The following is a 24745-nucleotide window of genomic DNA, read 5'->3' on the forward strand; positions in this document are numbered from 1 at the left end:
GATAATCAGATACTTAAGTAATTAGATACTTAGATAATTAAGTATGCAATTACGTATCTAATTATTTACTTAGATACATATCTACTTAGCTAAAACTATTCGCTAAAATTCATTTCTGATAATCTCTTGTAGTTTCCATATCTCTCTTTTGCATCTTTTTCAGCTGCGTCAAACATCTTATCTGCAATTTCTGGGAATACAGTCATTAGTGATGAGAAACGAATTTCTCCATTTAAGAAGTCTTTATAACTTTCCTTAGGCTCTTTTGAGTCAAGCATAAATGGATTCTTTCCCTCATCCTTAAGTTGTGGATTGTATCTATATAGATGCCAATATCCTGAGTCTACTGCTTTCTTTTCTTCTTTTATGCTACTTCCCATACCTATCTTAATACCATGACTTATGCAAGGAGCATAAGCTATAATTATTGATGGTCCTTTATAGCTTTCAGCTTCTTTTATAGCTTTTATTGTTTGATTCATGTTAGCACCCATAGCAATCTGTGCAACATACACATAGCCATAACTCATAGCCATCATTCCAAGGTCTTTCTTTCTTACTTTTTTACCACTCGCCGCAAATTTAGCTATAGCAGCTGTTTGAGTTGATTTAGAAGATTGACCACCAGTGTTGGAATATATTTCTGTATCCATTACGAATATATTTACATCTTCCCCTGAAGCTAATACATGGTCTAAGCCCCCAAATCCAATATCGTAAGCCCAACCATCTCCTCCAATAATCCATTGAGATTGTTTTACTAAATAGTCTTTTCTCTTTAAAATTTCTTGAAGCTTTTCATCAGTAGAATATTTTCCATCTTTTAATAGGCTAAGAATCTTTTTACTTGCCTGCTTTGATTCTTCTCCACTGTCCATACCTGTTAACCATGAGTTAAAGGCTTCTTTTAATTCTTCATCTATGTCAGAGTTAACAGCTTCTTCTATAAGACTTGCTAATTTAGCTCTTATTTGCTTTGTTCCTAAATACATACCATATCCAAACTCTGCATTATCCTCAAATAGAGAATTTGCCCAAGCTGGTCCTTTTCCTTCTGCATTAGTTGTATAAGCAATTGATGGAGCACTAGCTCCCCAAATAGAAGAACATCCAGTTGCATTTGCAATCATCATTCTTTCACCAAATAGTTGAGTAAGTAATCTTATATATGGAGTTTCTCCACATCCTGGGCATGCACCATTAAATTCTAATAATGGTCTTACTAATTGACTTCCTTTTAGAGTGTTTCTATCCATTAAATCCTCTTTAGGTTTAAGTGTCATAGCAAATTCCCAATGATCTTTGTGAAGTTCTATTTGTTCTTCTGCAGGCTTCATAATTAGTGCTTTTCCTGGAGCTGGACATACATCTGCACAATTTCCGCAACCAGTACAATCTAAAGGACTTATCGCAATACGGTATTGATATTTTTCAAAACCTTTTCCTGTTGCTTGTTTTGTTACTAAAGTTTCAGGTTTATTTTTAACTTCTTCTTCATCTAATAAAAATTGTCTAATAGTTGCATGAGGGCACACATAAGCACATTGACCACATTGAATACACTTTTCCATTTGCCACTCTGGAACCATTACAGCTATTCCTCTCTTCTCATATGCAGTGGTTCCTAATGGATATGTTCCATCCTCAAATCCTACAAATGCGCTAACAGGTAGATCATCGCCTTCATTCTTAGCCATTACTCTTTGAATTTTCTGCACAAATTCAGGTTCATCTTTTTCTTTTACAGCTTCATCTTTTGCATTTTTCCAAGTTTCAGGTATATTAACTTTTACTAATGCTTCTGTTCCTTGGTCTATGGCTGCTTTGTTCATATCAACTATTTTTTGACCCTTTTTGCCATAAGTTTTTTCTACTGAGGTTTTAAGATAATTAACGGCATCTTCTACTGGGATAACTTTTGCAAGTTTAAAGAAAGCACTTTGCATTATCATATTGATTCTACCGCCAAGTCCTATATTTCTAGCTATGCCAACTGCATCTATTGTATAGAAGTTAATATTATTTTCTGCTATATATCTACGAAGTGATGCTGGCAGTTTTTCATCTAATTCAGCTTCACTCCAAGGGCAATTAAGTACAAATGTACCATTTTTCTTTAATCCCTTTATTACATCAAAGTTATACACATAAGACCTATTATGACAAGCTATATAATCTGCTTCATAAACTAGATAAGGGGATCTTATTCTTTCCTTCCCAAATCTTAAATGAGATATGGTACTTCCTCCAGATTTTTTACTATCATAAGCAAAATAAGCTTGTGCATATAGTTCTGTATTATCACCAATTATTTTTACTGCTGATTTGTTTGCTCCAACAGTTCCATCTGAACCTAATCCCCAGAACTTGCAGCTTATAGTTCCTTCTGCTGTGGTTTCTACACTTGGTCCTTCTTTTAAAGAAGTATTAGTAACATCATCTACTATACCTATTGTAAAGTTGTCTTTAGGACTTTCTTGTTTTAGATTATCAAACACAGCTAAAATCTGTGATGGTCTTGTGTCTTTAGATGCTAAACCATATCTTCCTCCAATAATAACTGGTTTTTCGCTTTCATTGTAAAAAAGTTTTGTTACGTCTAGATAAAGAGGTTCTCCTATTGATCCCGGTTCTTTAGTTCTATCTAAAACAGCTATTTTCTTAACTGTTTTAGGTAACACATCAAAGAAGTATTTAGTTGAAAATGGTCTATATAAATGAACTTTAATTACTCCAACCTTTTCTCCTTTTCCTCTTAAATAATCTATAGATTCCTCTATGGTATCACACACCGAACCCATAGCTACTATTATGTTCTCTGCACTTGGATCTCCATAATAATCAAAAGGACGATATCTTCTTCCTGTTATATTTTCTATTTTCACCATATATTCTTCTACAATATCAGGTATTGCATTATAGAATGGATTTGAAACTTCTCTGCCTTGAAAATATACATCTGGATTTTGTGCTGTTCCTCTAGCTACTGGATGTTCTGGACTTAAAGCTCTATCTCTAAATGCTTGAATTGCATCATGATCCACTATTTTATATAAATCTTCATAGTTAATAACTTCAATCTTTTGGTACTCGTGAGAGGTTCTAAATCCATCAAAGAAATGTGCAAAAGGAACTCTTCCTTTTATTGCTGAAAGATGTGCTACACATCCAAGATCCATTGCTTCTTGAACATTTGAGGACGCTAATAAAGCAAACCCTGTTTGTCTGCATGCCATAACATCTTGATGGTCTCCAAATATTGAAAGAGCATGAGTTGCAATAGCACGAGCACTCACATGAAACACTGCTGGCAATAATTCTCCAGCCATTTTATACATATTTGGAATCATTAATAGTAATCCTTGAGATGCTGTATAAGTAGTTGTTAATGCTCCTGCCTGAAGTGATCCATGTACTGAACCTGCTGCTCCTGCCTCTGATTGCATCTCAACAACTCTTACGGTTTGACCAAACATATTCTTTTTACCATGAGCCGCCCATTCATCTACCCCCTCAGCCATAGGTGTTGATGGAGTTATAGGATATATTGCTGCTACATCTGTAAATGCATAGGATGCATAAGCTGCTGCTTCATTCCCATCCATAGTTTTCATTATTTTTTTCATTAGGTTTAACCCTCCTCTAAAAAACTTTTGCTAAACTATTTTTTTACTAATCTTAAAATATTATTCCAATTGCCTACTGTTCCCATACGCAAAAATTAAACTAAATAAAAAAAACAGGGTTGATAAAAATATCTACTCTGTTTTTCCTTCTAACTATTTTTTAAATTTTCCTTGATAATAATCATTATCTTCCATTGTCTTATCTATTTCATTTAATATTTCCCACTTTTTTAAGCTCCACATTGGTCCAATTAATAGCTCTCTTGGAGAATCTCCTGTTAGTCTATGTACAACTACATTTTGTGGTAACATGCAAATTGATTGACATATTAAATCTATATAGTCTTCCTTAGATAGGAACTCTATCATTCCTTTTTCATATAGTTTTACCATTGGTGTATCTTTCATCAAATGAAGAAGATGAAATTTTATTCCCTGAATATCTTTATCAGCTAAATATCTTATGGTATTAAGCATATCTTCTTTATTTTCTTTAGGTAATCCAAATATAGTATGTACAACAACATCTATATTTCTTTTTCTTAAATCCTCTAGAGCTTTTTCAAAAACATCTAATGTGTAACCTCTATTGATAAGTCTTGCTGTTTCATCACTTACTGTTTGAAAACCTAGCTCTATCCAAACATACACCTTTTTATTTATCTCTTCTAATAAGTCCAGAACTTCTTCTGATAGACAATCTGGTCTTGTTGCTATAGCTAATCCTACAACGTCCTTTTGTTTAAGAGCTTCATCATATTTTTCTCTTAAGATATCTATTGGTGCATATGTATTAGTATAAGCTTGAAAATAAGCTATATACTTTCCACTTTTCCATTTGTTAGCCATCATATTTTTTATATCAACAAACTGATTTTCTATTGAAAAATTCCTATCTCCAGCAAAATCGCCTGAACCTCTTTCACTACAAAATAAACATCCGCCTTTACTTATCTTTCCGTCTCTATTGGGGCAAGAAAATCCAGCATCTAAGGATATCTTAAATATCTTTTCTCCAAACTTCTCTCTTAAGAAATGGTTTAAGCTTAAATATCTTTTATTCCCCCAAAGTTTATTATCCATGTTCTCACCTTTTTCTATAATATTATATTATATAAGTATTATATTATAGTTTGGTTATATTTAAATCCTTTAAATTAACGGAATATTCCCCTATGACGTCTTCTCTTATACCTTTTACTCCTTCTAATGGGGTTATTTTTATGTATAAATCTTTTTCATTTAATTTATTTATTAAAACATTATATTTTTCTCTAGGGAACATGTCATCAAGTCTTACATCTTGAAGCTCACCACTATTTGATTTATATATATTTATACCTTTTCCCTTATTAGCTTCAGAATACTGAACTACTAGTGAATCTTCATCTTTAGAAAAGATAAGCTGTTCTACATTTTTATCATATATTAAATCTAAAGATATTATCTTTTTACCTATAGGTCTTTCCAAAAGTTCTAATTGCTCTGTCATCTCTGAATTTCCTGTATCAGCTGTTGATTTCTTTTTTTCTTCTGGATCTATTTCAACTATACCTATAAATGTCTTAGTCTTATCTTTTGATGTTATAGCTATCTTTTTGCCTTCATAAGCAAGATTTATACTCCCAAATTCTTCTGTTGGTATTGTTTCTTTATATATAGGAGCTTTATTTATCTTAGGGTAAGTTTCTTTTGGCAAATTATTTATTCTTAAGAGCAAGTAATTTCTAACCTCATCTTTATATTTTATACGTAGAGACGAGGCTGTTGAAAACACTTCTACTTCCGTTGAAGCAGTTACGTCTGATACTAGATAACCATTTTCACTTCTCTCAACTTGGATGATTATATCATCTAAATCAGTTCTTGGAGATCCTTCTTTGCATCTATTAACTCTATATCTGTAGTACATACTCTTTCCTGTTTCTTTAGTATCCATCTTTTTATAAGATATAATTTTTTCGCCTTTTTCTGTTATTAATTTATTACTATTACTTAGGTCTGTCGTACTTAAATCTTCTAAAAGTTGAAACTGTCCTTTAGCTAGGTTTTCTATGTATTGATCAGCTATCTTTTGTCCCTTTTCGTAGTCAAAGGCATCCTGCAAAGTTTCTTCAGTATTTTTCTCTTTTTGCGAACAACCCACAAAAAATGTACTCATTATAACTATTATAAAAAAAGCCAGAAATTTCTTCACCTTTATCCCTCCAAATTTTAATTTATATTATTAGCTTTTCCAAAATAATTTAAAGTATTTATTCTGCTAATACTGGAATAAACGGATAGGTAAATATATATATTTATCATATGTGAGTTAACATATTTAGGAGGGATATATTTGAGTAAAGAAATTCAAAAAATCTTTCAAGTCGCTGCCGTGTTTATAGGAACTATAGTAGGTGCTGGCTTAGCTTCTGGTAAAGAGATAACACAATTTTTTACTTCTTACGGTATTAAAAGTTTTATTGGAATAATTATATGTGGAATATTTTATATAATTATGGGCTCTATAATATCTAAAATCAGTGTAGATTATAATTTAAATTCTTATTCTCATGTTATAAATAAAGTAAGTCCTAATATTTTAGGAAAAATATTAGGATCAATTACAACTTTATATATAATATCAAGTGCCTCAATAATCTTAGCTGGTTCTGGTGCTTTACTTAATCAATTTTTTGGAATTCCAAAATTAGTAGGAACCTTAATTATGGCAGCATTCGCAATATTAACATTGCTCAGAGGAACTAAAGGACTTATTGAAATAAATTCTTTTATAGTCCCATCATTAATAACGGTCATAGTTACTATTATGCTTCTTTACGTATTTTTTTATAGAGATGCTATAAATATAAAGACCTTAGTATCATTCCCAGTTCAGAAAAGTAATTGGCTTTTATCTACTATTTTATACTCAGGTTATAATATCCTTTGCTGTAGTGGTGTACTAGCTCCTCTTAGCAAAGAAATTAAAAAGAAAAGTACTTTAATCTGGGGAATTACTTTAGGTGCTCTAGGTTTAACTGTTATATGTATATTAATTAATATAATGCTGATGCTTAATCAACCTTATATATACAGATATGAGATTCCATTATTATATATAGCTAATCGTTTTGGTAAAGTTATTCAAGTTATGCTTCTTATAATAATATTATTAGAAATGTTTTCTACAGAGGTATCAGATGTATATTCAATAAGTAAAAGTTTAGAGGAGAGTTTTAATATTTCTTTTAAGAAAGGAATATTTATAGTTATTTTATTTGCTTTACCTATTTCTCAAATAGGTTTCACTAATTTAATTTCTGTATTGTATCCTGTATTTGGTGTACTTAGCCTACTATTTATTTTCCAATGTGTATTTTTCTACGTAAAGCAGTATTGGTTAAAAGCCCATTAGGATGTATAATCTTTCTGAGGTGTTATTATGAACTATATGAATGAATTAGATAGTTGTATATTATGTTTCAGAAAATGTAGAGTAAGCAGAACAAAAGGAATATTAGGATACTGTAAAGCAGGAGTAGATTTAAAGGTGGCAAGAGCTGAACTTCATTTTTGGGAAGAGCCTTGTATCTCTGGTGAAAATGGCTCTGGAACAGTATTCTTTTCTCACTGTAATCTTTCTTGTGTGTTTTGTCAAAATCACGAAATAAGTCAAGATTATAATGGTAAGATAGTTTCTATAGATAGGCTTAGTAAAATATTCTTAGAACTTCAAGCAAAAAAAGCTAATAATATAAATCTAGTTACACCAACTCACTATGTTCCTCAAATAATTGAAGCTATAAAGATAGCTAAGAGTAATGGTTTATCTATCCCTATAGTATATAATTCTAATGGGTATGATTCTATAGAAACCATTAGGCTTTTGGAAGGTTATATTGATGTTTATCTTCCTGATTTTAAATATTTTAATGATAAATATGCACTTAAATATTCCGATTCTAATAATTATCATGATAATGTTATTTCTATTTTGAAAGAAATGTTTAAACAGGTTGGAGAAGTTGAGTTTGATGATAATGGAATTGTAAAAAAAGGGTTAATAATAAGGCATTTAATGCTTCCTGGTCTTTTATTTGATTCCAAGAAGGTATTAGATGAGATATACTCTATTTTTAGTGATTCTGTTTATATAAGCTTAATGAATCAATATACTCCTCTTAACAAGGCCTTTAAGTTCCCTGAAATAAATAAATCACTAAACCCTAAACATTATGATTCTTTAATTGATTATGCAGTTTCTATAGGTATAACTAAAGGTTTTATCCAAGAGAGCGGCACAGATTCTAATACCTTTGTTCCTAAATTCAATAATGAAGGTGTTTAAAAGCAAAAGAACTAGGATACCCTAGCTCTTTTGCTTTTACATATTTATAATAAATCATCTGAATATACAAATGAAGGGGTTACTGGATTATAAAAATCCGTAATTCCTTTAGGTGGTATAAATATCCTGTTTCTATCATCCTCTACGCCTCTCAATTCTGCTATCTTAGTAACTCCTACGTATATATTAGACAACTGATACCATGTAGCATAATCTACATTCCCTGTTTGTGGAAGAGAGAATATGCTTTGAAATACTCTTACCGATTCAGCAGTTTTAGCTCCATACTGTCCATCAACACTTACCTTAGGTATAAGTGGATAATTCTGAGATATTCTATTTAAATATCCTTGTATTGTTCTTACAGGAGTACCTGATGAACCAATTGTCAAAGTATATCCTGGATATGATTTAGGAATTCCTTGCACTTGCTCAGCAGTAGTAAGCTCAACATCACTTCCATAAAAGTTAGTTATTATTTGATAAGGAGTTCTTCCTTGATCTCCTAAATATTTACTTCCCCATTGTGTAAGCCATCCTGGACATTGAACTTTAACTCCGTCACAATATTGAGCTAGAAGAGGTTGTCTAGCCCCTTGTCTCTTTATATAGGTTGAAAATATTTCATCTACAATTACACTTATGTTCTCATATACATTTCTTCCATAATTAAACGCATGATCAAAAGCTGTTGAGTTTGTTATATCAAATGGCTTTCCTTTTCCTCTATACCATTCAGTATAGATTCTATTTAATGTAAAAGATATTATACAAAATATATTCGCTCTTATAGTTGTTTCAGGCCAGGTTGAATAAATCTCACATGATGCTACATTTTTTATATAATCGTTATACCTTACTGTATAGTCTTGACCTGCAGAATTCGGTCCTCCTTGGTGAACTATTATAAATTCTGGTACTACTGGCTGAGATAATACTACTCCGCTAGATGGTGGCGGAAGTGGTTTAACTGGATCTTCAGGTATCTTAGGAGGAAAGTTTCCAAAAAGAGTATTGGCTTCTATATTTATTATCTCTGCTCTTTCAGCTCTTTGCATATTTTCATCTAGATTAACTTCCTGAATAGCCGTATTCTCAGGGAATATTTGACATCCCCTTATGAAAACAGGATTAAAGCCGCTTCTTTCTACTGCGATATCACATAAACTATATGGCATTAATTCCATAGGTTGTTGAGAATATTCTAAAGGAGGTGCTGTGATATCAATTTCTGGAGTCAATCCAGAGCTATCAGTTGAAAGAGTGTACGTTTGTGCCTCCCCACTTTGAGGCGTAATTGTTATCTTACAATTATCAACAGGTATATATCTTCCTTTTAAAAGACATTGCATTTTTAATCTACCAATTGCCAAAACATAAAACTCCTTTATCATAATTACTAGTATCCATTATATGGTTTTAGATTTCATATTGTGCTAAAAGATGTTCAATTATACCGATGACCACCCCTCAAACACTATATATAACATTTTATGTTTTTGGAAATAAATATATAATAAAAAAGATAAGAAGTCAGGAAATTTCTCCATGACTTCTTATCTTTTTATAATTTAATTTCTAATAAATCTAATTTAGCTAAAATCTTTATCTCTTTACTATTAACTGTCTCAGTACTTATAGATCCCTTATTACTTATTAATAGAATTTTATTTCCATCTAATTTTTTTATTTGTCTTATCACTCTACTGTTTTGGTGTTCAATTAAGTATATACCATTAGATTCAATTTCTTTTACAGAATGTACTAAGGCTATATCATCTTTTACTATTCTAAAGCCCATCATATCATTTTCTTCAATTGATATATAAAAAACTTTATCTACTGAATATCCATTTATTTTGTTTGAATGAATAGGCAATTCCCTATAGCCATACTCTTTATCAAAATTATAGTTATAAATAGGTACCTTTTTTAATACCGAACTAAATGCACTGCTCCAGTCCTCATTTACCTCTGATAAATTCATCTTAGGCGCTGAAACAGAAGAAATCTTTTTCTTTGGAGCTTCAATATGTTGTTCCTTTTTCAAATCTTCATCTGTAACAACCATGCTGATATCATTTAAATCTGTATTTAGAACTTTTCCTATTTTAGCTATTAAAGCTTCACTTATAACTTTTCTACCTAGCTCAACTTCATTAACATACTTCTCTGCTAATCCAAGTTTTTTAGCTAATGCTTTTTGTGATAATCCACTACTCTCTCTAGCTATCTTTATTCTATCTCCGACTCTACTCAACTAAGCTCTTCCTTTCTGCTGACTTCTGTACCACTCTCTTTCTTCCATCAAATGCTCAACTAAATAAGCAAATGTCCAATCTATTGATGTTGGTGTAACTACTGCAAGTATACAGCCTGGTGCTACAGCTCTAATTAGTTTTATCATTCCTTGAAGTTCTTCATCAGTAAAGTTGTTAAATATAACAACTTTTTCTTCCGGAAGTTCCTTATCATTGCTCTCAAACTTATAACCATCTATAATCTCTTTAAGTTTCATATTAGCCATTTCTTTTGAGATAACAATAGTACTGTAATTAGGTGCCATCAAAGCCTGCTGTCCCTCTTTATCAAGACCATAAATTAATATAGATTTATGATTGTTTAACATATTATTTTCTCCTTGATTTATAGAGTTTGTGGTTCGTCGTATTTCTCTTCAAAAGTGTCAACTTTAACTTCTTTCATAACTTGATCTTCATATGGCTTATCTCTGAAATCAGTTTTTGTGCTTACTATTTCATCAACCACATCTAATCCTTCTATAACTTTACCAAATCCAGCATATTGTCCATCTAAATGTGGCGAGTTTGCTACCATAATAAAAAATTGGCTTCCTGCTGAATCTGGGTGCATAGCTCTAGCCATTGAAAGAACTCCCTTAGTATGTTTTAACTCATTTTTAAAGCCATTAGCCGAAAATTCTCCTTTAATTGAATATCCAGGCCCACCAGTTCCAACGCCTTCTGGGCATCCTCCTTGTATCATAAATCCTGGTATAACTCTGTGAAATACCAATCCATTGTAAAATCCTTTATTAATTAAGCTTATAAAATTCTTTACTGTATTTGGAGCTATCTCTGGATATAGCTCTGCTTTTATTTCTTTTCCATTTGCCATAGTTATTGTTACTAAAGGTTTAGTCATTTTTAATCTCCTTCCAAATATACAAAAATTTAATGAACTACTGAGGATTATTTGATTTCATAATATATTATTATATTTTTCTCACCAAATAATTCCTGTCATTTATTAATGATTATATACTATTTTATAAAAATATAAAAGCTATCCAAATGGATAGCTTCATATGGGCAAATTCTATTAATTAAATGTTGTTCCTTTTACTACTCTTGAATAGTCAGCATAATTTGATAAGTTTTTCACATTAATGTGGTTAATAATGAAGTCTCTTCCTTGGGCATATATCAAGTCATTGAACAAGCAGCATAGGAATGTAGAAGGAATTCTATCAACTCCATCAAAGTCTAGAACTATATCACTTCCAATATTGTCTGATATAACGCTTCTTAGTAATATTGCGTCCTCTATTGCAAAGTTTTCTCCTAAATAATCCATTACTCTTATTTCCATAACAACGCACCCCTTAATATTTTTAATATATTTTAATCTTAATTCATTGCTTTTTTTAAATTTTCTGAATATTTACTTTATATTATTATAATATCAGCTCGTTAGTTTTTTGTCAATATTTTAACAAAGTTTTTTATAAAAAAATTTAAGGATTTTATAATTCCTTAAATTTTCAAAATTTTATTTTATATTTATTAATGAAAACGATAAATCTATTTTATCTTTTCCCAAAGTATTAAAAATTTCAATATTTCCTCTATTTGTTCTGTCACTTACTAAGTCCATCTCTATTAATTGCCTTTTCAATTCTCTAGAAGTACCCTTGCTACCATCAATAATAGCAACTTCAGGTCCTACTATATTAGAGATTGCCTTCTTAACGAATGGATAATGTGTGCACCCTAATACGATTGATCCTATCTTACTGCTAATATGCTCCTTTAATAAATTTCTTAAAAAATCATCAATTTCTTTACCTTCTAAAATACCATTTTCTATATATTCTACTAATCCAGGGCATGGGAGAGGAACTATTACATTATCCTGTGCATATTTTCCCATTAATTTTTCAAATTTCTTTTCCTTTAACGTAGCATTAGTTGCCATTATAATTATTTTACCATCTCTCTTAAGCTCTACCGCTGGCTTTAGGGCTGGTTCTATTCCTATTACAGGAATATCCTTGTATTTCATTCTTAAATCTTCTATGGCAACTGATGTAGCAGTATTACAAGCTACTACTATCCCCTTTACTCCCTTATCTATAAGAAACTCTATACCATTTAGAGTTAATCTTTTTATCTCTACATTTTCTTTAATTCCATATGGAGCATTTGCAGAATCTCCTAAATATATAAATTCTTCTTCTGGCATATCTTCTATAGCTTTCTTCATAACACTTAAGCCACCCAATCCAGAATCAAAAAAACCTATAGGTCTATCTTTTATATTTTTGCTCATATCATATCACTCCATCAAATTATGTTCTTCTACCAATTATTTTATACCTTTATATACTATAAATAAATATATTTTTCATTATGATTATTTCATATCATTGTGTCTTAATTTTTTCATGTCTAATTATAACTAATTACTTTTCAAATTATGGCTTATTACGATATTTTATAGTATAATTATACATATTCTTAACTTATGAGGTGTTAAAATGAGGCTTATCCCTATTGAATGTGTAAAAGAAGGGTGTTACCTAGCTAAAACTATTTTTGATGAAAACGGTAGAATACTACTGAGAGAAGGGGTTAGATTAACTGATAACCTTGTAAAAAGAATAAGAAGCATAAATATATTTTCTTTATATATAACAGATGAATACAGTAATGGAGAAATTGAAGATATAATTCAGCCAGAACTAAGACAAAAATCTATTAGAGTTGTTCGTGAGACTTTTTCCAGTGTAGAAAGAATATTAACCTCATTGGAAACACAAAATTTATCTTCTAAAAATAAAAACCTTTTAATAAAACAGAGAGAAGAATATTTTGATGACATATTAAATGTTGCAACTGAGTTAATAGAAAACATTTTATCTAATAAACAAATGTTAGTAAATTTAGTAGATATAAAAAGTATGGATGCCTATACCTACCAACACTGTGTTAACGTAGCTGTACTTTCCTTAGTTATGGGAATGTCCTTAAATTTACCTAAAAATGATCTTAAAGATCTCTGTGTAGGTGCTCTTATTCATGATATCGGAAAAGTATTTGTTCCTAAAGAAATTATTGTTAAAAACTCATCCTTAACTAACGAGGAGTTTGCTTTAATGAAAACCCATCCATCAAAAGGATATGAGTATCTATCAAATGCTATTAATCTTACTTCTAATTCAAAACTTGTTATACTACAACATCATGAAAAAGAAGATGGCTCTGGTTACCCAATGGCTTTAAAAGGAGATCAGATAAGTTTACTTGCAAAAATAGTGGCCATTACAGATGTATACGACGCTTTGACTTCTGATAGACCATATCGTAAGGCACTTTCTCCATGTGAAGCTTTAGAATTCATAATGGCAGGCTCAGGAACTCACTTTGATCCAGATTTGGTTGAGGCCTTCACTAAAGTCATAGTTCCTTTCCCTACTGGAACTATTGTTAAACTTAGCAATGGTGAAATAGCTATGGTTGAAGAAACTCCGCCTAACTATCCACTTAGGCCAACAATTAAAATACTTAAAAGCTCTATAGATAATGATAGAGTTGGTATTAACATAAATCTATTAACTGAGCTTTCTTTAGTAATTTCTTCAATACAATATGAAATATAATGAGTATCGCAAAACTACCTTTTATGTAGTTGGCGGTACTCTTTTGTATTTAAATTCTATCAATTCTAATTATATAAGTTTATATAATTTTTGCTTAAAATCTCATAAGAATAAAAACTAGCAACTTTAAAAGGATTATTGTTTATTATCTCTTCTGCTTCTCTTAAATCCTCAACTTGGAATATCATCGTTCCCCCATCTTTATTATACTTTCCACCGCATAATAGATATTTACTGAAGGCATTAGATTTACTATTAGATCTATTATCTTTTATATACCCCTTATTTCCCTTATCTAATTTGTAATTAATTTTAACAAATATCCCACTAGTTTTTTTCATTGTGATTTCCCCCTTATATAATCTCAATCTATTTACATAATAAATCATATGCTTAAAGTTTATATATATTCCTAAAAATTTTCTCGAACATATATTCGATATTTATATTTTAGCGAACACACGTTTTGTTGTCAACAAAAAAATCGAGAGTTCTGCATTTTTTTACAAAACTCTCGATAATAATTAATGTGCTATATCAAATACCTCTAAATCTCTATCACATACTTTTTTTCTTTTTATATCTACTAATGCGCTGAAAGTATCTAAAGCTGTTATTACGCCTATATTTCTTTCTACAGCTGCTCTTCTAAGACTAAATCCATCTCTCTTAGAATCATTTCCTTTAGTAGGAGTGTTAACAACTAAATCAACTTCTTTATTTCTTATAACATCCATTATATTAGGTTCTTCTTCATCTAATTTTCTAACCACTTCTGCATCTATACCGACAGTTCTTAAAATACTTGCAGTTCCTTTTGTAGCTATAAATTTATACCCTAATTCGTCTAGTTGTTTAGCAATTTCTAGGAATTCCTTTTTATCATGTTCTTTGATAGTTGCTAAAATCTTACCAGTATTCTTTTTAGCATACATTCCAGCAGCTACCATACCTTTATAAAGGGCCTCTTCTAAATTTCTACCTATACCTAATACCTCTCCTGTAGATTTCATTTCAGGTCCTAAAGACACTTCAACATTTGGTAACTTTTGAGTTGAGAATACAGGAACCTTAACTGAAACTAATTCAGGTTCTTTATATACATCTACTCCATAACCTAAATCTTTAAGCTTTTCTCCAAGCATTATTCTAGTTGCTATATCTACTATTGGAACTCCACTAACCTTTGATATATATGGCACCGTTCTAGAGGCTCTAGGATTAACTTCAATTACATATAACCTCCCCTCAAACTCTATAAACTGTATATTTATCATTCCTTGTATACCAATTTCTTTAGCTATCTTTTTAGTATAGTTTAGAACCTCATCTTTTATATAGCTACTTAGATTTTGACTTGGATACATTGTTATAGAATCTCCTGAATGCACTCCAGCTCTCTCTAAGTGTTCCATTATTCCTGGTATAAGTATATCATCTCCATCTGAAATAGCATCTACCTCTATTTCCCTTCCCATTAGATACTTATCTATAAGGATTGGATTTTTTTTATCTTTTTCAAAAGCATTTTTTAAATAGTATTTTAATTCCTCTTCATCGTGAGTAATTTCCATACCCTGACCACCTAAAACATATGATGGTCTAACTAAAACTGGGTATCCAAGTTTCGAAGCTTCAGAAATACCTTCTTCAACACCCCAAACACCTTTTCCTTTAGGTCTTACTATTCCTAACTTCTCTAACATATCATCAAATTTTTCTCTATCTTCTGCCATATCTATTTGATCTGCTGTAGTTCCTAATGTCTTTATATTTTTCTCTTTTAGGAAATTAGCTAGCTTTATAGCTGTTTGACCACCAAATTGAAGTATAACTCCATCTGGATTTTCTTTTTCTATTATATTTAATACATCTTCCTCAGTTAATGGTTCAAAATACAGTTTATCTGACATGTTGAAATCCGTACTTACTGTTTCTGGGTTATTATTTACTATTATAGTTTCTATGCCTAATTTTCTAAGAGCAATTACACAATGAACTGATGCATAATCGAATTCAATTCCTTGCCCAATTCTTATAGGACCAGATCCTATAACCATCACTTTCTTCTTATCTGATACTTCTACTTCATCGTATTGTTCATAAGTTGAATAATAATATGGAGATAACGCTTCAAACTCTCCTCCACAAGTATCAACCATCTTGTAGCTTGGTTTTATATTCCAGGTGCTTCTTAGTTTATTTATTTCTTCTGGAACTACAGATAACATATCAGCTATCCCCTTATCTGAAAATCCTCTTTTCTTTAAATTATGAAGCCATTCTTTATCTAAGTCTTCTAGACTACTTGCTCTTAATTTTTCTTCTTCCTGTACAATCCACTTTAATTTATCAATGAAGAAAGGATCTATTCCTGTTATTCTAGCAACATGCTCCCCTCTATAATCTCTTCTTAACATTTCTGCAAGTGCAAATATTCTCTCATCATCTGGAGCCATAACCCATGCTCTTAATTCTTCCATACTTGAATTGACAAATTTCTTATGAAACATAGAATATTTTCCTATCTCTAAGCTCCTTATTCCTTTTAAGAATGCTGCCTCGAAATTAGCTCCTATTGCCATAATTTCACCAGTTGCCATCATCTTAGTTCCTAAAGTTCTATTAGCTGCAAAGAACTTATCAAAAGGCCATTTAGGTATTTTTACAACTACGTAATCTAAAGTTGGTTCAAAACAAGCATAAGTTTTTTTAGTAACAGCATTTTCTATTTCATCTAATCCATAACCCAAAGCTATTTTAGCTGCCATTTTTGCTATAGGATACCCTGTAGCCTTTGAGGCTAATGCAGATGAACGAGACACTCTAGGATTTATTTCTATTACTGCATATTCAAAAGAGTTAGGATTTAATGCAAACTGTACATTACATCCACCTTCTATTCCTACAGCATTTATTATATCTATAGATGCAGTTCTAAGCATTTGATATTCTTTATCTGATAAGGTTTGTGATGGTGCTACAACTATTGAATCCCCTGTGTGTATTCCAACTGGATCTATATTTTCCATGTTACACACTGTTATGCAGTTTCCATAAGAATCTCTCATAACTTCATATTCAACTTCTTTCCATCCTTTTACACTTTTCTCTACTAAACATTGATGTATAGAACTTAATTGAAGTCCTGATTCTAGAGTTTCGTTAAGTTCTTCTTCATTATTTACTATTCCTCCACCAGTTCCACCAAGAGTATATGCTGGTCTTACAACAACAGGATAACCTATCTCTCTAGCAACTTTTCTTCCTTCTTCAAGAGTAGTTACTATTTCGCTTTGAATCACAGGCTCATTTATTCTTTGCATCATAGATCTGAATAATTCCCTGTCTTCACCCTCTTTTATAGATTCTACTGATGTTCCTATAACCTTAACATTATACTTTTCTAATACTCCTTGATCATATAACTCAACAGCTAAGTTTAAACCTGTTTGTCCTCCCATCCCTGCTAAAAGGGAATCTGGTCTCTCTTTTGCTATTACCTTCTCTACAAATTCAACTGTTAATGGTTCAATATATACCTTATCCGCTACTTCTTTATCAGTCATAATAGTTGCTGGATTAGAGTTAACTAAAACGACTTCTATACCTTCTTCTTTTAAAGCCTGACAAGCTTGAGTTCCTGAATAGTCAAACTCTGCTGCTTGCCCTATTATAATAGGACCTGACCCTATAACTAGTACTTTTTTTATATCATTTTTTAATGGCATTTTGCTACCCCCTACTATAGTGCATATTTCATGAATTTATCAAATATATATTCAGAATCTTTAGGTCCTGGACACGCTTCTGGATGGAATTGTACTGAATATATAGGCAATGTTTTATGCTTCATTCCCTCTATTGTTCCATCATTTAAATTCACATGTGTAATCTCAAATTCTTCTGGAAGTTGTTCAACTACATACCCATGATTTTGAGAAGTTATATGCACTCTATTTTCTTCTAAATCTTTAACCGGATGATTACTTCCTCTATGCCCAAATTTCAGCTTACTAGTTTTTCCACCTAGGCTTAAAGCTAGAAGTTGGTGTCCTAAGCAAATTCCTACTATTGGTTTCTTACCTATCAAGTTCTTAATGCTTTCTATTGACTCTGGTAAATCCTCTGGATTTCCTGGACCATTTGATAAAAATATTAGGTCAGGATTTACAGCTAATATTTCATCTGAAGATGCGTCATAAGGAAATACACTAACTTTACAGCCTCTTTTCACAAAATTTCTTACTATATTTTGTTTTATTCCAAAATCTAATATAGCTACATGTTTGCCAGCGCCCTCTACTTGTTTTACCACATCTGTTGACACTGATTTTACAGCATATTCATTAGAGAAGCTTTGAAGTTTTTCCTGAACATCTTCTAAGACTAACTCTTCCAAGGTTATTATTCCTTTCATTGTTCCATTGTTTCTTAACATTTTAGTTAGAGCTCTTGTGTCAATTCCCTCTAACCCTATTATTTTATTTTGCTTTAGGTAATCTTCTAATTGAAACTCGCATCTAAAATTACTAGGTGATGAGCATTTTTCTCTAACTATAAAGCCTTTAACTTTAATTGATTTTGATTCTGTATCTTCTATATTTATCCCATAATTACCTATGAGAGGATAGGTCATAGTAACTATCTGTCCATAGTAAGATGGGTCTGTTAAAACCTCTTGATATCCTGTCATTCCAGTATTGAAAACTACCTCTCCAACACTTTCTTCTAGATAACCAAAAGCTGTACCTTCAAATATTGTTCCATTTTCTAATATTAGCTTTGCTTTCATAATAGCCCTCCTAAATAAACTATTAAAGCCAAAAATACACCTTATATTTTATAAAGTCTTTTGTTTTTGCGAAAAGAAAAGGATAATAAAGAGATTAATTAAGTTATAATCTCTCTACTATCCTCCATATATCTAACCACAAAAATGGGTATAAAGACAAAGCTGTTAAGTTATTAATTTTTAATGATACCATAACAACATACTCCTTTCTGGCCTCACAGGACCAATTTAAAGTGTATTCAAACTTTATTTTTAAACCTATTGTATTTGATATGACATACTTTGTCAAGAAGCCAATCAAAACCAAACTCTTGGTACAATACCCATTCCTAAACTTAGAGGATACCTTAAGACTTAATAAAATATACATCTTTTATACATAAATGTAGTATTAAGATGTATAGCCCCAATTATGTTTTATAGCTATATTATATATTTTCCTCTTCATTTATTCAAGCTTTTAATTATATTTATACTATTATTATGCATAAATATTCTGATTTATAATTTTATTATTATATCTAAAATAATACTATTTTTTTATAAAAATGTTTTCCTATGAAGCATAGGTACTTAGGTTTTTAAATTGATAATTAAATATATAAAAAAAATGGTTACTTCCTTGTTTATAGAAGTAACCATTTTTGCCTTTAGTCTTAATAAAGGTCTTGTCTTATTTTAAAGCCATCTTTATTATTATCTATTCCACCAATTATGTCAAATAATTTTTACTATATCAACATAGTAACTTTTTCATTTCCCTTTTTGTAACACATTAAGGTATATAACATATATTGTTTATGAGATTAATTCATAAGGAAGCATTTATGTACATTTCAAAAGACAATTGTAATTTTGATTCTGCAAGTGTAAGATATTTCTCTTTAGATGAGGAAGTTGATGAAGTAGGCGAATTTGAAATGGATGTTAATTATGTAATTCCAGCACTTTTTAGCATTGTTGATTCAGAAGAAGAATTTGGCGGAGATTTTAGAGAACAACAAGCTCCTCCTCCATTTCTAGGAAATCCTATTTCTCAAGCTCCTTTTGACTCTCAAAATCCTCAAGGTGTTCAAGGTCCTATGAGTAAACCACCTAATTTCATTCCGTCCAAAAATGATAAAAAAGCCGTTAGTTTAACGAGTTCTGCTCAAACCAAAGCCGTAGATCCAGGGTCTATGAAACCTTGTATACGAAAGTTCGTTTATATTTGGCAAAAAAATGACTACTCCTATTGGTCTTATTTAACTTACGTGGGTCCTAAATCTATTGCTGGATGGAGATGGGCAGGATGGAGATGGGTCTATTTCGGTTTAGATTTAAATAGGATAGATAGTTTTATCTGCTATTAAACATGAACATTAATAGATTTAGATGATTAACATTTCTATAATTTAAAATGTTAATCATCTTTTTCTATTCACCTAATATCTATTTTTTGGATACATAAATATTATTTTTCACATAAAATCTCCATGGAAAATCAACAGCCTCTTCTGCATAGTCAATTCCAATCCTAGTTGTTTCAACTATATCAGATGAATTAATTATATCCCCATCCTCTATATACAGTTCTTTGGAGCTTACTAAATCCATAAAATTATGCACCTTCTTATTTATCTCCAGAGCTATACACAATTTAGATGGTCCATTTGTAAGGTTTTTTATTTCTTTAGCAGTAAGAGTATCATAGGATTTACGAAATCTATTTTGAGCTATTTTCTCAAGTCCATCTATGGGTTCAACTGCCCTTATAAGTATCCCTTCTGGAGATCCTTTTTCTTTTGAAATGACATTAAAGCATTCATACATTCCATATATTGAAAAAACATAGCTGATCCCAGGCTCTCCATATAAGGGCTCCACCCTAGGAGTCTTTTTACCTCCATAGGCATGAGAAGCTTTATCTATAGATCCTATATATCCTTCTGTTTCTACTATTTTCCCAGATAATCTTACACCATCTATTTCTCTAACTATAACTTTTCCTAATAACTCTTTTGCAACAATCAAAGTATCTCTTGCAAAAAAATCTCTTTCTAGTCTCATAATTGCTCCTTAACTTTAGATTAAGATCTAAAAACAACCTCTTCCTTTGAAAACATATATTTTGCAAACAATACTGCCGCTATTATATATATAACATGCCACCCCAAGACTAATCCTATGTGCATAGGATCAAATATTCCTGCCATAGCTTCTTTCATAACAACCACAGAATTAACTATAGGTATATTGAAAAACATAAAACCTATACTTTTTGCATCCATCATAAATGGAATATAAGTTAAAATCATTACTGGTAATAATAGGCCCCCTAGATAAGTATTGGCTTCTTTCATAGAACGAGCAAATATACTTATGGCTATTTCTAAGGAACTTAAAGCTATTAAGACAAATATAGCTACTATTCCTATAACCCCAAATGCACCTATTGGAATGGTCATATTACCACCACTTGAGAACATATATATAGTGGTTCCAATCATAGTTGCCAAGCTAGTTATCAATGTTATTAGTGCTATAGATGATATAGCTACAAGCTTACCCCAAAATATAGAAGTTCTTCCTACGGATGTAGATAATAAAGGTTCAAAAGTTCCTCTTTCCTTTTCTCCAGCAACTAAGTCAGCAGCTATTCCTATAGTAGGACTTATCATAAGTATAATTATCAAAGTAGGAAGCATACTCAAAATAGCATAACCCATTGCATTTTGTTCTTGCTTGCTTAGCGTTTCTTCTTTAATTTCAAATGGAGTCAAGATTTCACTATCTATCCCCTTTTGCTGTAATCTTGTATTTACTATACTTTTGCTATACTCATTAAATACTTCTCTTATCATAGACGAAGCTATTTTAGACTTATTTGAATCTTCATCATAAATTATGCTAACATCACTCTTTTTCTCATTAATAACTTGATTATCAAAATCCTTTGGAACATCTATTATAAGAGATATATCTCCTTTTTTTAATTTATCTTCTTCATCACCACTTTCATCTATAGTAATGTTATCCATATTGTCCATAATCTTATATAGTGAAGACTCTTTGTCTCCTCTATAGGCTAAAGTAACATTTTTCTCTACAGAGCTAACGGTATCTTTCATTGTCACATCTAATATCTTAAACATTGCTGGATATATTATTACTGGAAGTAATATAGTGAATATCAAAGTTTTTCTGTCTCTGAATATATCTTTTAATTCTTTCTTTAAAATAACCCAAAAATTATTCATTATTTTTACCCCCTATCAGCCCTACAAAAACTTCTTCTAAGTCTTCATTTTTGTATCTTGTTTTCAACTCATTTACAGTGCCTTGTTCTACAAGTTTTCCTTTATTAATTATTACTACTCTATCACAAAGTTTTTCAACTTCCCTCATAGAATGAGACGATAATAGAATTGTTTTATTTTCTCCCTTACACTTAATTATAAAGTCATGTATAACTCTAGCCGCAGAAACATCTAATCCTGTACTAGGTTCATCAAACAACATTACCTTTGGCGAATGTACTATTGTTCTTGCTATAGAAACCTTTTGTTTCATACCTCTAGAAAACTTACCGGCTCTCCTATCTATATATTCTTGCATATCTAAATCCTTAGATAACTCCTTTATTCTATTATTTATTTCATCATCAGTCATTCCATATAACCTACCAAAATACTGAATATTTTCCTTAGCAGTTAATCTATCATATATACCTACATCTCCTCCAAATAATATTCCTATTTCATTTCTAACCTTATCTGGTTGTTTTATAACATCATATCCATTAACCACCACACTACCTTCTGTTGGTTTTAGCATGGTAGATATCATTCTTAAAGTTGTAGTTTTACCTGCACCATTTTCTCCAAGTAGTCCTACTATTTCACCTTCATTGACTGTAAACGAAAGTTTGTCGACTACATTCACACTCTTAAATCTTTTACTTAATCCCTTTATTTCTAACATTATTTCACCTCTTATCAATTATTTATTAAGTTAAGTCTATCAATATTTACCAATTATATCAATGATTAAAGGAACTTTCTCTTCTTTGTATATTTAAATTATTTTATTTAATACAGCCATTATTATACATATTATATGGTATATCATGGATATACTAATAGTGTTATATATTTTTAATAATAAAAGGGTGATATTATGGGTAAGTTGAAATTAATTTTAGGTGATATAACTAAAGAAAACTATACCGCCATCATAAATAATGCAAACTCTTCTTTATTAGGGGGAGGTGGGATAGACGGAGTAATCCATAGATCCTGCGGCGATAGTCTATTAAAAGAGTGTAAATCCCTTGAAGGTTGTAAGTCTGGATATGCTAAGATAACTAAATCCTATAATTTAGCTGATAATGGTATCTACTGGATTATTCATATGGTCAATCCTATTTGGCAGGGAGGTACACATAATGAACATACAATTTTAAGAAATGCTTATAAAAATGCTTTAGGTTTATGTATTGATTACAAAGATATATATCTAAAACAAACACTAGAGGCGATTGAAAGACAACAAAGAAGATTACATGAAAATAGATTTTCTCATTTAGTAAAGGACTTAACTCTTTCGACTCAAGATTATATTGATAAACATCCAATAAAAAATATAGCTATTCCTTTTATAAATAGTGGAGTATACTGCTTTCCTGTAGAGGAAATGGCCTTCATAGCTTTAGAGGAAGTTAAGATTTTTTTAGATTCTCATATAGGAATTGAAGAAATTGCTGTTGTTTGTCCCGATAAAAAGAACTTTTCTATTTTACAAGATATATCAAAAGAAATCTTCCAATCAGTAAAAATATAACTTTGTGTTTATGACGTTAAGAACTATACAGTATCTTAACGTCATATTATTATGATTTGATAACAATATTTAAAAGTTATCCTTTATTTACTTTCTTTATGATTTTTCTAGTAACCCACCTAGGCATAAATCTCACAGCTTGAACTAACAATTTATTTTTAAAACCTGGCACTAATAAAGCACTTTTTTTATAAGTAAATTCTTCATACGCTTTCTTTACTACATAAGTAGCATCCATTAGATTACTTTTCGAAATATCCGACTTTTCTACTTTAGCTATTTGCTGAAACTCTGTCTTTACTGCTCCTGGACATAAAGCCATAATTTTTATATCATAGCCTAAACACTCTTCATATAATGCTTCTGTTAAGGATAAAACATATGCCTTAGTTGCATAATAAACACTCATATTAACTCCTGGTGCAAAAGCTGCTGTAGAAGCTACATTAAGAATCCCACCTTTATTTTTTTCAATCATTCTCGGAAGGAATTTTTTTATTAATTTAGTTAATGCATAAATATTCACATCGATCATCTCTAAATCTTTGGCTTCTTCAACTTTATAAAATGCTCCATAAGATCCAAAACCAGCATTATTTATTAAATTATCCACAAAGATATTTTTTTTGTTCACAAAATCATATATGTAATCCACAGATTCCTTTTTAGACAAATCTATAGAAATAATTTCTATCTTTATATTATTGATATTTTCTAACTCTCTTTTTATCTCTTGAAGCTTTTCAAATCTTCTTCCTATAAGTATAAGATTATTTCCGTTTTGAGCAAAAATTTTTGAAAATTCATAGCCTAAACCTGAAGTAGCACCTGTAATTAAAGTATACTCTTTCATAATTTCGTTTCCCTTCACTTTATACAAAATATTCTATCACAATATTACGGGTAAAATAACTGATAAATGAAAACAATATTTTATGTAGGTGTTAGAAAGGAGTGATTCTGATTGGTTAGAAAAGGAATGCATGAAAAACAAATGGAACAAGCAAGAGATATGCTTGAAAAAAACATAGGCTTAGCTCAAATAGTTGAAGAAACTGGATTAAGTGAATCCGATGTTCTTAAAAAGCAGGAAAAGATGCGAAAAAAGATTAATGACTAACTGCTTTGGGTTTAGTCTATTGACTAAACCTTTTTGTTATGTTTAAAGTAAAATTATATATATATTGACATTTTAAATTATATATGATAACTTTATAAGGTAATTAAAACTTGATTAAAAGGGAGTAGTTCCAAACACACCATCAACA

At 30.7% G+C, this 24745-nt stretch carries 22 protein-coding genes; 6 read left to right on the forward strand and 16 right to left on the reverse strand.

Annotation, left to right across the window (positions count from 1 at the left end):
* Nucleotides 1–95: 95 nt before the first annotated feature.
* From nifJ to B3N22_RS21325, 3 genes are all read right to left on the reverse strand, one after another.
* Nucleotides 96–3626, reverse strand: coding sequence for a pyruvate:ferredoxin (flavodoxin) oxidoreductase (gene nifJ / locus B3N22_RS21315; protein WP_286910387.1), 3531 nt, complete (start codon nt 3624–3626; stop codon nt 96–98).
* A 153-nt stretch (nt 3627–3779) separates the two neighbouring features.
* Entirely contained in the window at nt 3780–4709 is a 930-nt protein-coding gene (gene mnmL / locus B3N22_RS21320) for a tRNA modification radical SAM protein MnmL/YtqA (RefSeq protein WP_238903300.1), read from the reverse strand.
* A 43-nt stretch (nt 4710–4752) separates the two neighbouring features.
* A complete protein-coding gene (locus tag B3N22_RS21325) occupies nt 4753–5823 on the reverse strand; it encodes a hypothetical protein (protein WP_238903301.1) in 1071 nt (356 codons plus the stop codon).
* Nucleotides 5824–5964: 141 nt separating this feature from the next.
* Here B3N22_RS21325 and B3N22_RS21330 point away from each other — a divergent pair, with 141 nt between their 5' ends.
* Both B3N22_RS21330 and B3N22_RS21335 read left to right on the forward strand, forming a co-directional pair.
* Nucleotides 5965–7026: a YkvI family membrane protein gene (locus B3N22_RS21330; RefSeq protein WP_286910390.1), complete on the forward strand. Its 1062-nt coding sequence runs from the start codon at nt 5965–5967 to the stop codon at nt 7024–7026.
* A gap of 27 nt (nt 7027–7053) precedes the next feature.
* The gene (locus B3N22_RS21335; RefSeq protein WP_238903303.1) at nt 7054–7959 is read left to right on the forward strand and encodes a radical SAM protein; all 906 of its coding nucleotides are present in this window, start codon (nt 7054–7056) and stop codon (nt 7957–7959) included.
* 44 nt (nt 7960–8003) lie between these two features.
* On the opposite strand, the gene B3N22_RS21340 is transcribed toward B3N22_RS21335, so the two are convergent.
* From B3N22_RS21340 to murI, 6 genes are all read right to left on the reverse strand, one after another.
* Nucleotides 8004–9353, reverse strand: coding sequence for a peptidoglycan-binding domain-containing protein (locus tag B3N22_RS21340; RefSeq protein WP_181601727.1), 1350 nt, complete (start codon nt 9351–9353; stop codon nt 8004–8006).
* 170 nt (nt 9354–9523) lie between these two features.
* Nucleotides 9524–10219 carry a S24 family peptidase gene (locus tag B3N22_RS21345; RefSeq protein ID WP_286910391.1) on the reverse strand — a complete coding sequence of 232 codons (696 nt, stop codon included), beginning with the start codon at nt 10217–10219 and terminating at the stop codon, nt 9524–9526.
* On the reverse strand, nt 10220–10588 hold the full coding sequence (locus B3N22_RS21350; RefSeq protein ID WP_286910392.1) for a DUF3783 domain-containing protein: 369 nt from the start codon (nt 10586–10588) through the stop codon (nt 10220–10222).
* 17 nt (nt 10589–10605) lie between these two features.
* Nucleotides 10606–11124 (reverse strand): peptidylprolyl isomerase, encoded by a 519-nt coding sequence (locus tag B3N22_RS21355; RefSeq protein ID WP_286910393.1) that lies wholly within the window; start codon nt 11122–11124, stop codon nt 10606–10608.
* A 177-nt stretch (nt 11125–11301) separates the two neighbouring features.
* Entirely contained in the window at nt 11302–11571 is a 270-nt protein-coding gene (locus B3N22_RS21360; protein WP_021804312.1) for an STAS-like domain-containing protein, read from the reverse strand.
* 180 nt (nt 11572–11751) lie between these two features.
* Nucleotides 11752–12531: a glutamate racemase gene (gene murI / locus B3N22_RS21365; protein ID WP_286910394.1), complete on the reverse strand. Its 780-nt coding sequence runs from the start codon at nt 12529–12531 to the stop codon at nt 11752–11754.
* 208 nt (nt 12532–12739) lie between these two features.
* Here murI and B3N22_RS21370 point away from each other — a divergent pair, with 208 nt between their 5' ends.
* On the forward strand, nt 12740–13861 hold the full coding sequence (locus B3N22_RS21370) for an HD-GYP domain-containing protein (RefSeq protein WP_286910395.1): 1122 nt from the start codon (nt 12740–12742) through the stop codon (nt 13859–13861).
* 65 nt (nt 13862–13926) lie between these two features.
* Here B3N22_RS21370 and B3N22_RS21375 read toward each other — a convergent pair whose 3' ends face one another.
* From B3N22_RS21375 to B3N22_RS21385, 3 genes are all read right to left on the reverse strand, one after another.
* Nucleotides 13927–14202, reverse strand: a complete 276-nt coding sequence (locus B3N22_RS21375; RefSeq protein WP_286910396.1) for a YciI family protein — start codon at nt 14200–14202, stop codon at nt 13927–13929.
* A gap of 183 nt (nt 14203–14385) precedes the next feature.
* Nucleotides 14386–17592: a carbamoyl-phosphate synthase large subunit gene (carB, locus tag B3N22_RS21380; protein WP_286910397.1), complete on the reverse strand. Its 3207-nt coding sequence runs from the start codon at nt 17590–17592 to the stop codon at nt 14386–14388.
* A 14-nt stretch (nt 17593–17606) separates the two neighbouring features.
* Nucleotides 17607–18656 carry a carbamoyl phosphate synthase small subunit gene (locus tag B3N22_RS21385; protein WP_286910398.1) on the reverse strand — a complete coding sequence of 350 codons (1050 nt, stop codon included), beginning with the start codon at nt 18654–18656 and terminating at the stop codon, nt 17607–17609.
* An 827-nt stretch (nt 18657–19483) separates the two neighbouring features.
* On the opposite strand from B3N22_RS21385, the gene B3N22_RS21390 reads away from it, so the two are divergent.
* Nucleotides 19484–20008, forward strand: coding sequence for a hypothetical protein (locus B3N22_RS21390; RefSeq protein WP_286910399.1), 525 nt, complete (start codon nt 19484–19486; stop codon nt 20006–20008).
* 79 nt (nt 20009–20087) lie between these two features.
* Here the strand turns inward: B3N22_RS21390 and B3N22_RS21395 are convergent, their stop codons facing one another.
* From B3N22_RS21395 to B3N22_RS21405, 3 genes are read right to left on the reverse strand one after another with little or no spacing between them, the layout of a single operon-like run.
* The gene (locus B3N22_RS21395; RefSeq protein ID WP_286910400.1) at nt 20088–20705 is read right to left on the reverse strand and encodes a DNA-3-methyladenine glycosylase; all 618 of its coding nucleotides are present in this window, start codon (nt 20703–20705) and stop codon (nt 20088–20090) included.
* Between the two features lie 20 nt (nt 20706–20725).
* Nucleotides 20726–21895, reverse strand: coding sequence for an ABC transporter permease (locus B3N22_RS21400; protein ID WP_286910401.1), 1170 nt, complete (start codon nt 21893–21895; stop codon nt 20726–20728).
* Nucleotides 21888–22619: an ABC transporter ATP-binding protein gene (locus B3N22_RS21405; RefSeq protein WP_286910402.1), complete on the reverse strand. Its 732-nt coding sequence runs from the start codon at nt 22617–22619 to the stop codon at nt 21888–21890. The genes B3N22_RS21400 and B3N22_RS21405 overlap by 8 nt, the downstream gene beginning before the upstream one ends.
* A gap of 195 nt (nt 22620–22814) precedes the next feature.
* Between B3N22_RS21405 and B3N22_RS21410 the strand changes: the two genes are divergently transcribed.
* The gene (locus tag B3N22_RS21410) at nt 22815–23477 is read left to right on the forward strand and encodes a macro domain-containing protein (protein ID WP_286910403.1); all 663 of its coding nucleotides are present in this window, start codon (nt 22815–22817) and stop codon (nt 23475–23477) included.
* 76 nt (nt 23478–23553) lie between these two features.
* On the opposite strand, the gene B3N22_RS21415 is transcribed toward B3N22_RS21410, so the two are convergent.
* The gene (locus tag B3N22_RS21415) at nt 23554–24330 is read right to left on the reverse strand and encodes an SDR family NAD(P)-dependent oxidoreductase (protein ID WP_286910404.1); all 777 of its coding nucleotides are present in this window, start codon (nt 24328–24330) and stop codon (nt 23554–23556) included.
* Between the two features lie 111 nt (nt 24331–24441).
* On the opposite strand from B3N22_RS21415, the gene B3N22_RS21420 reads away from it, so the two are divergent.
* Nucleotides 24442–24597 carry a hypothetical protein gene (locus B3N22_RS21420; protein ID WP_021804300.1) on the forward strand — a complete coding sequence of 52 codons (156 nt, stop codon included), beginning with the start codon at nt 24442–24444 and terminating at the stop codon, nt 24595–24597.
* Nucleotides 24598–24745: the final 148 nt, after the last annotated feature.

Source organism: Clostridium sp. UBA1652 (assembly GCF_002320975.1).
Lineage (GTDB): Bacteria > Bacillota > Clostridia > Clostridiales > Clostridiaceae > Clostridium_T > Clostridium_T intestinale.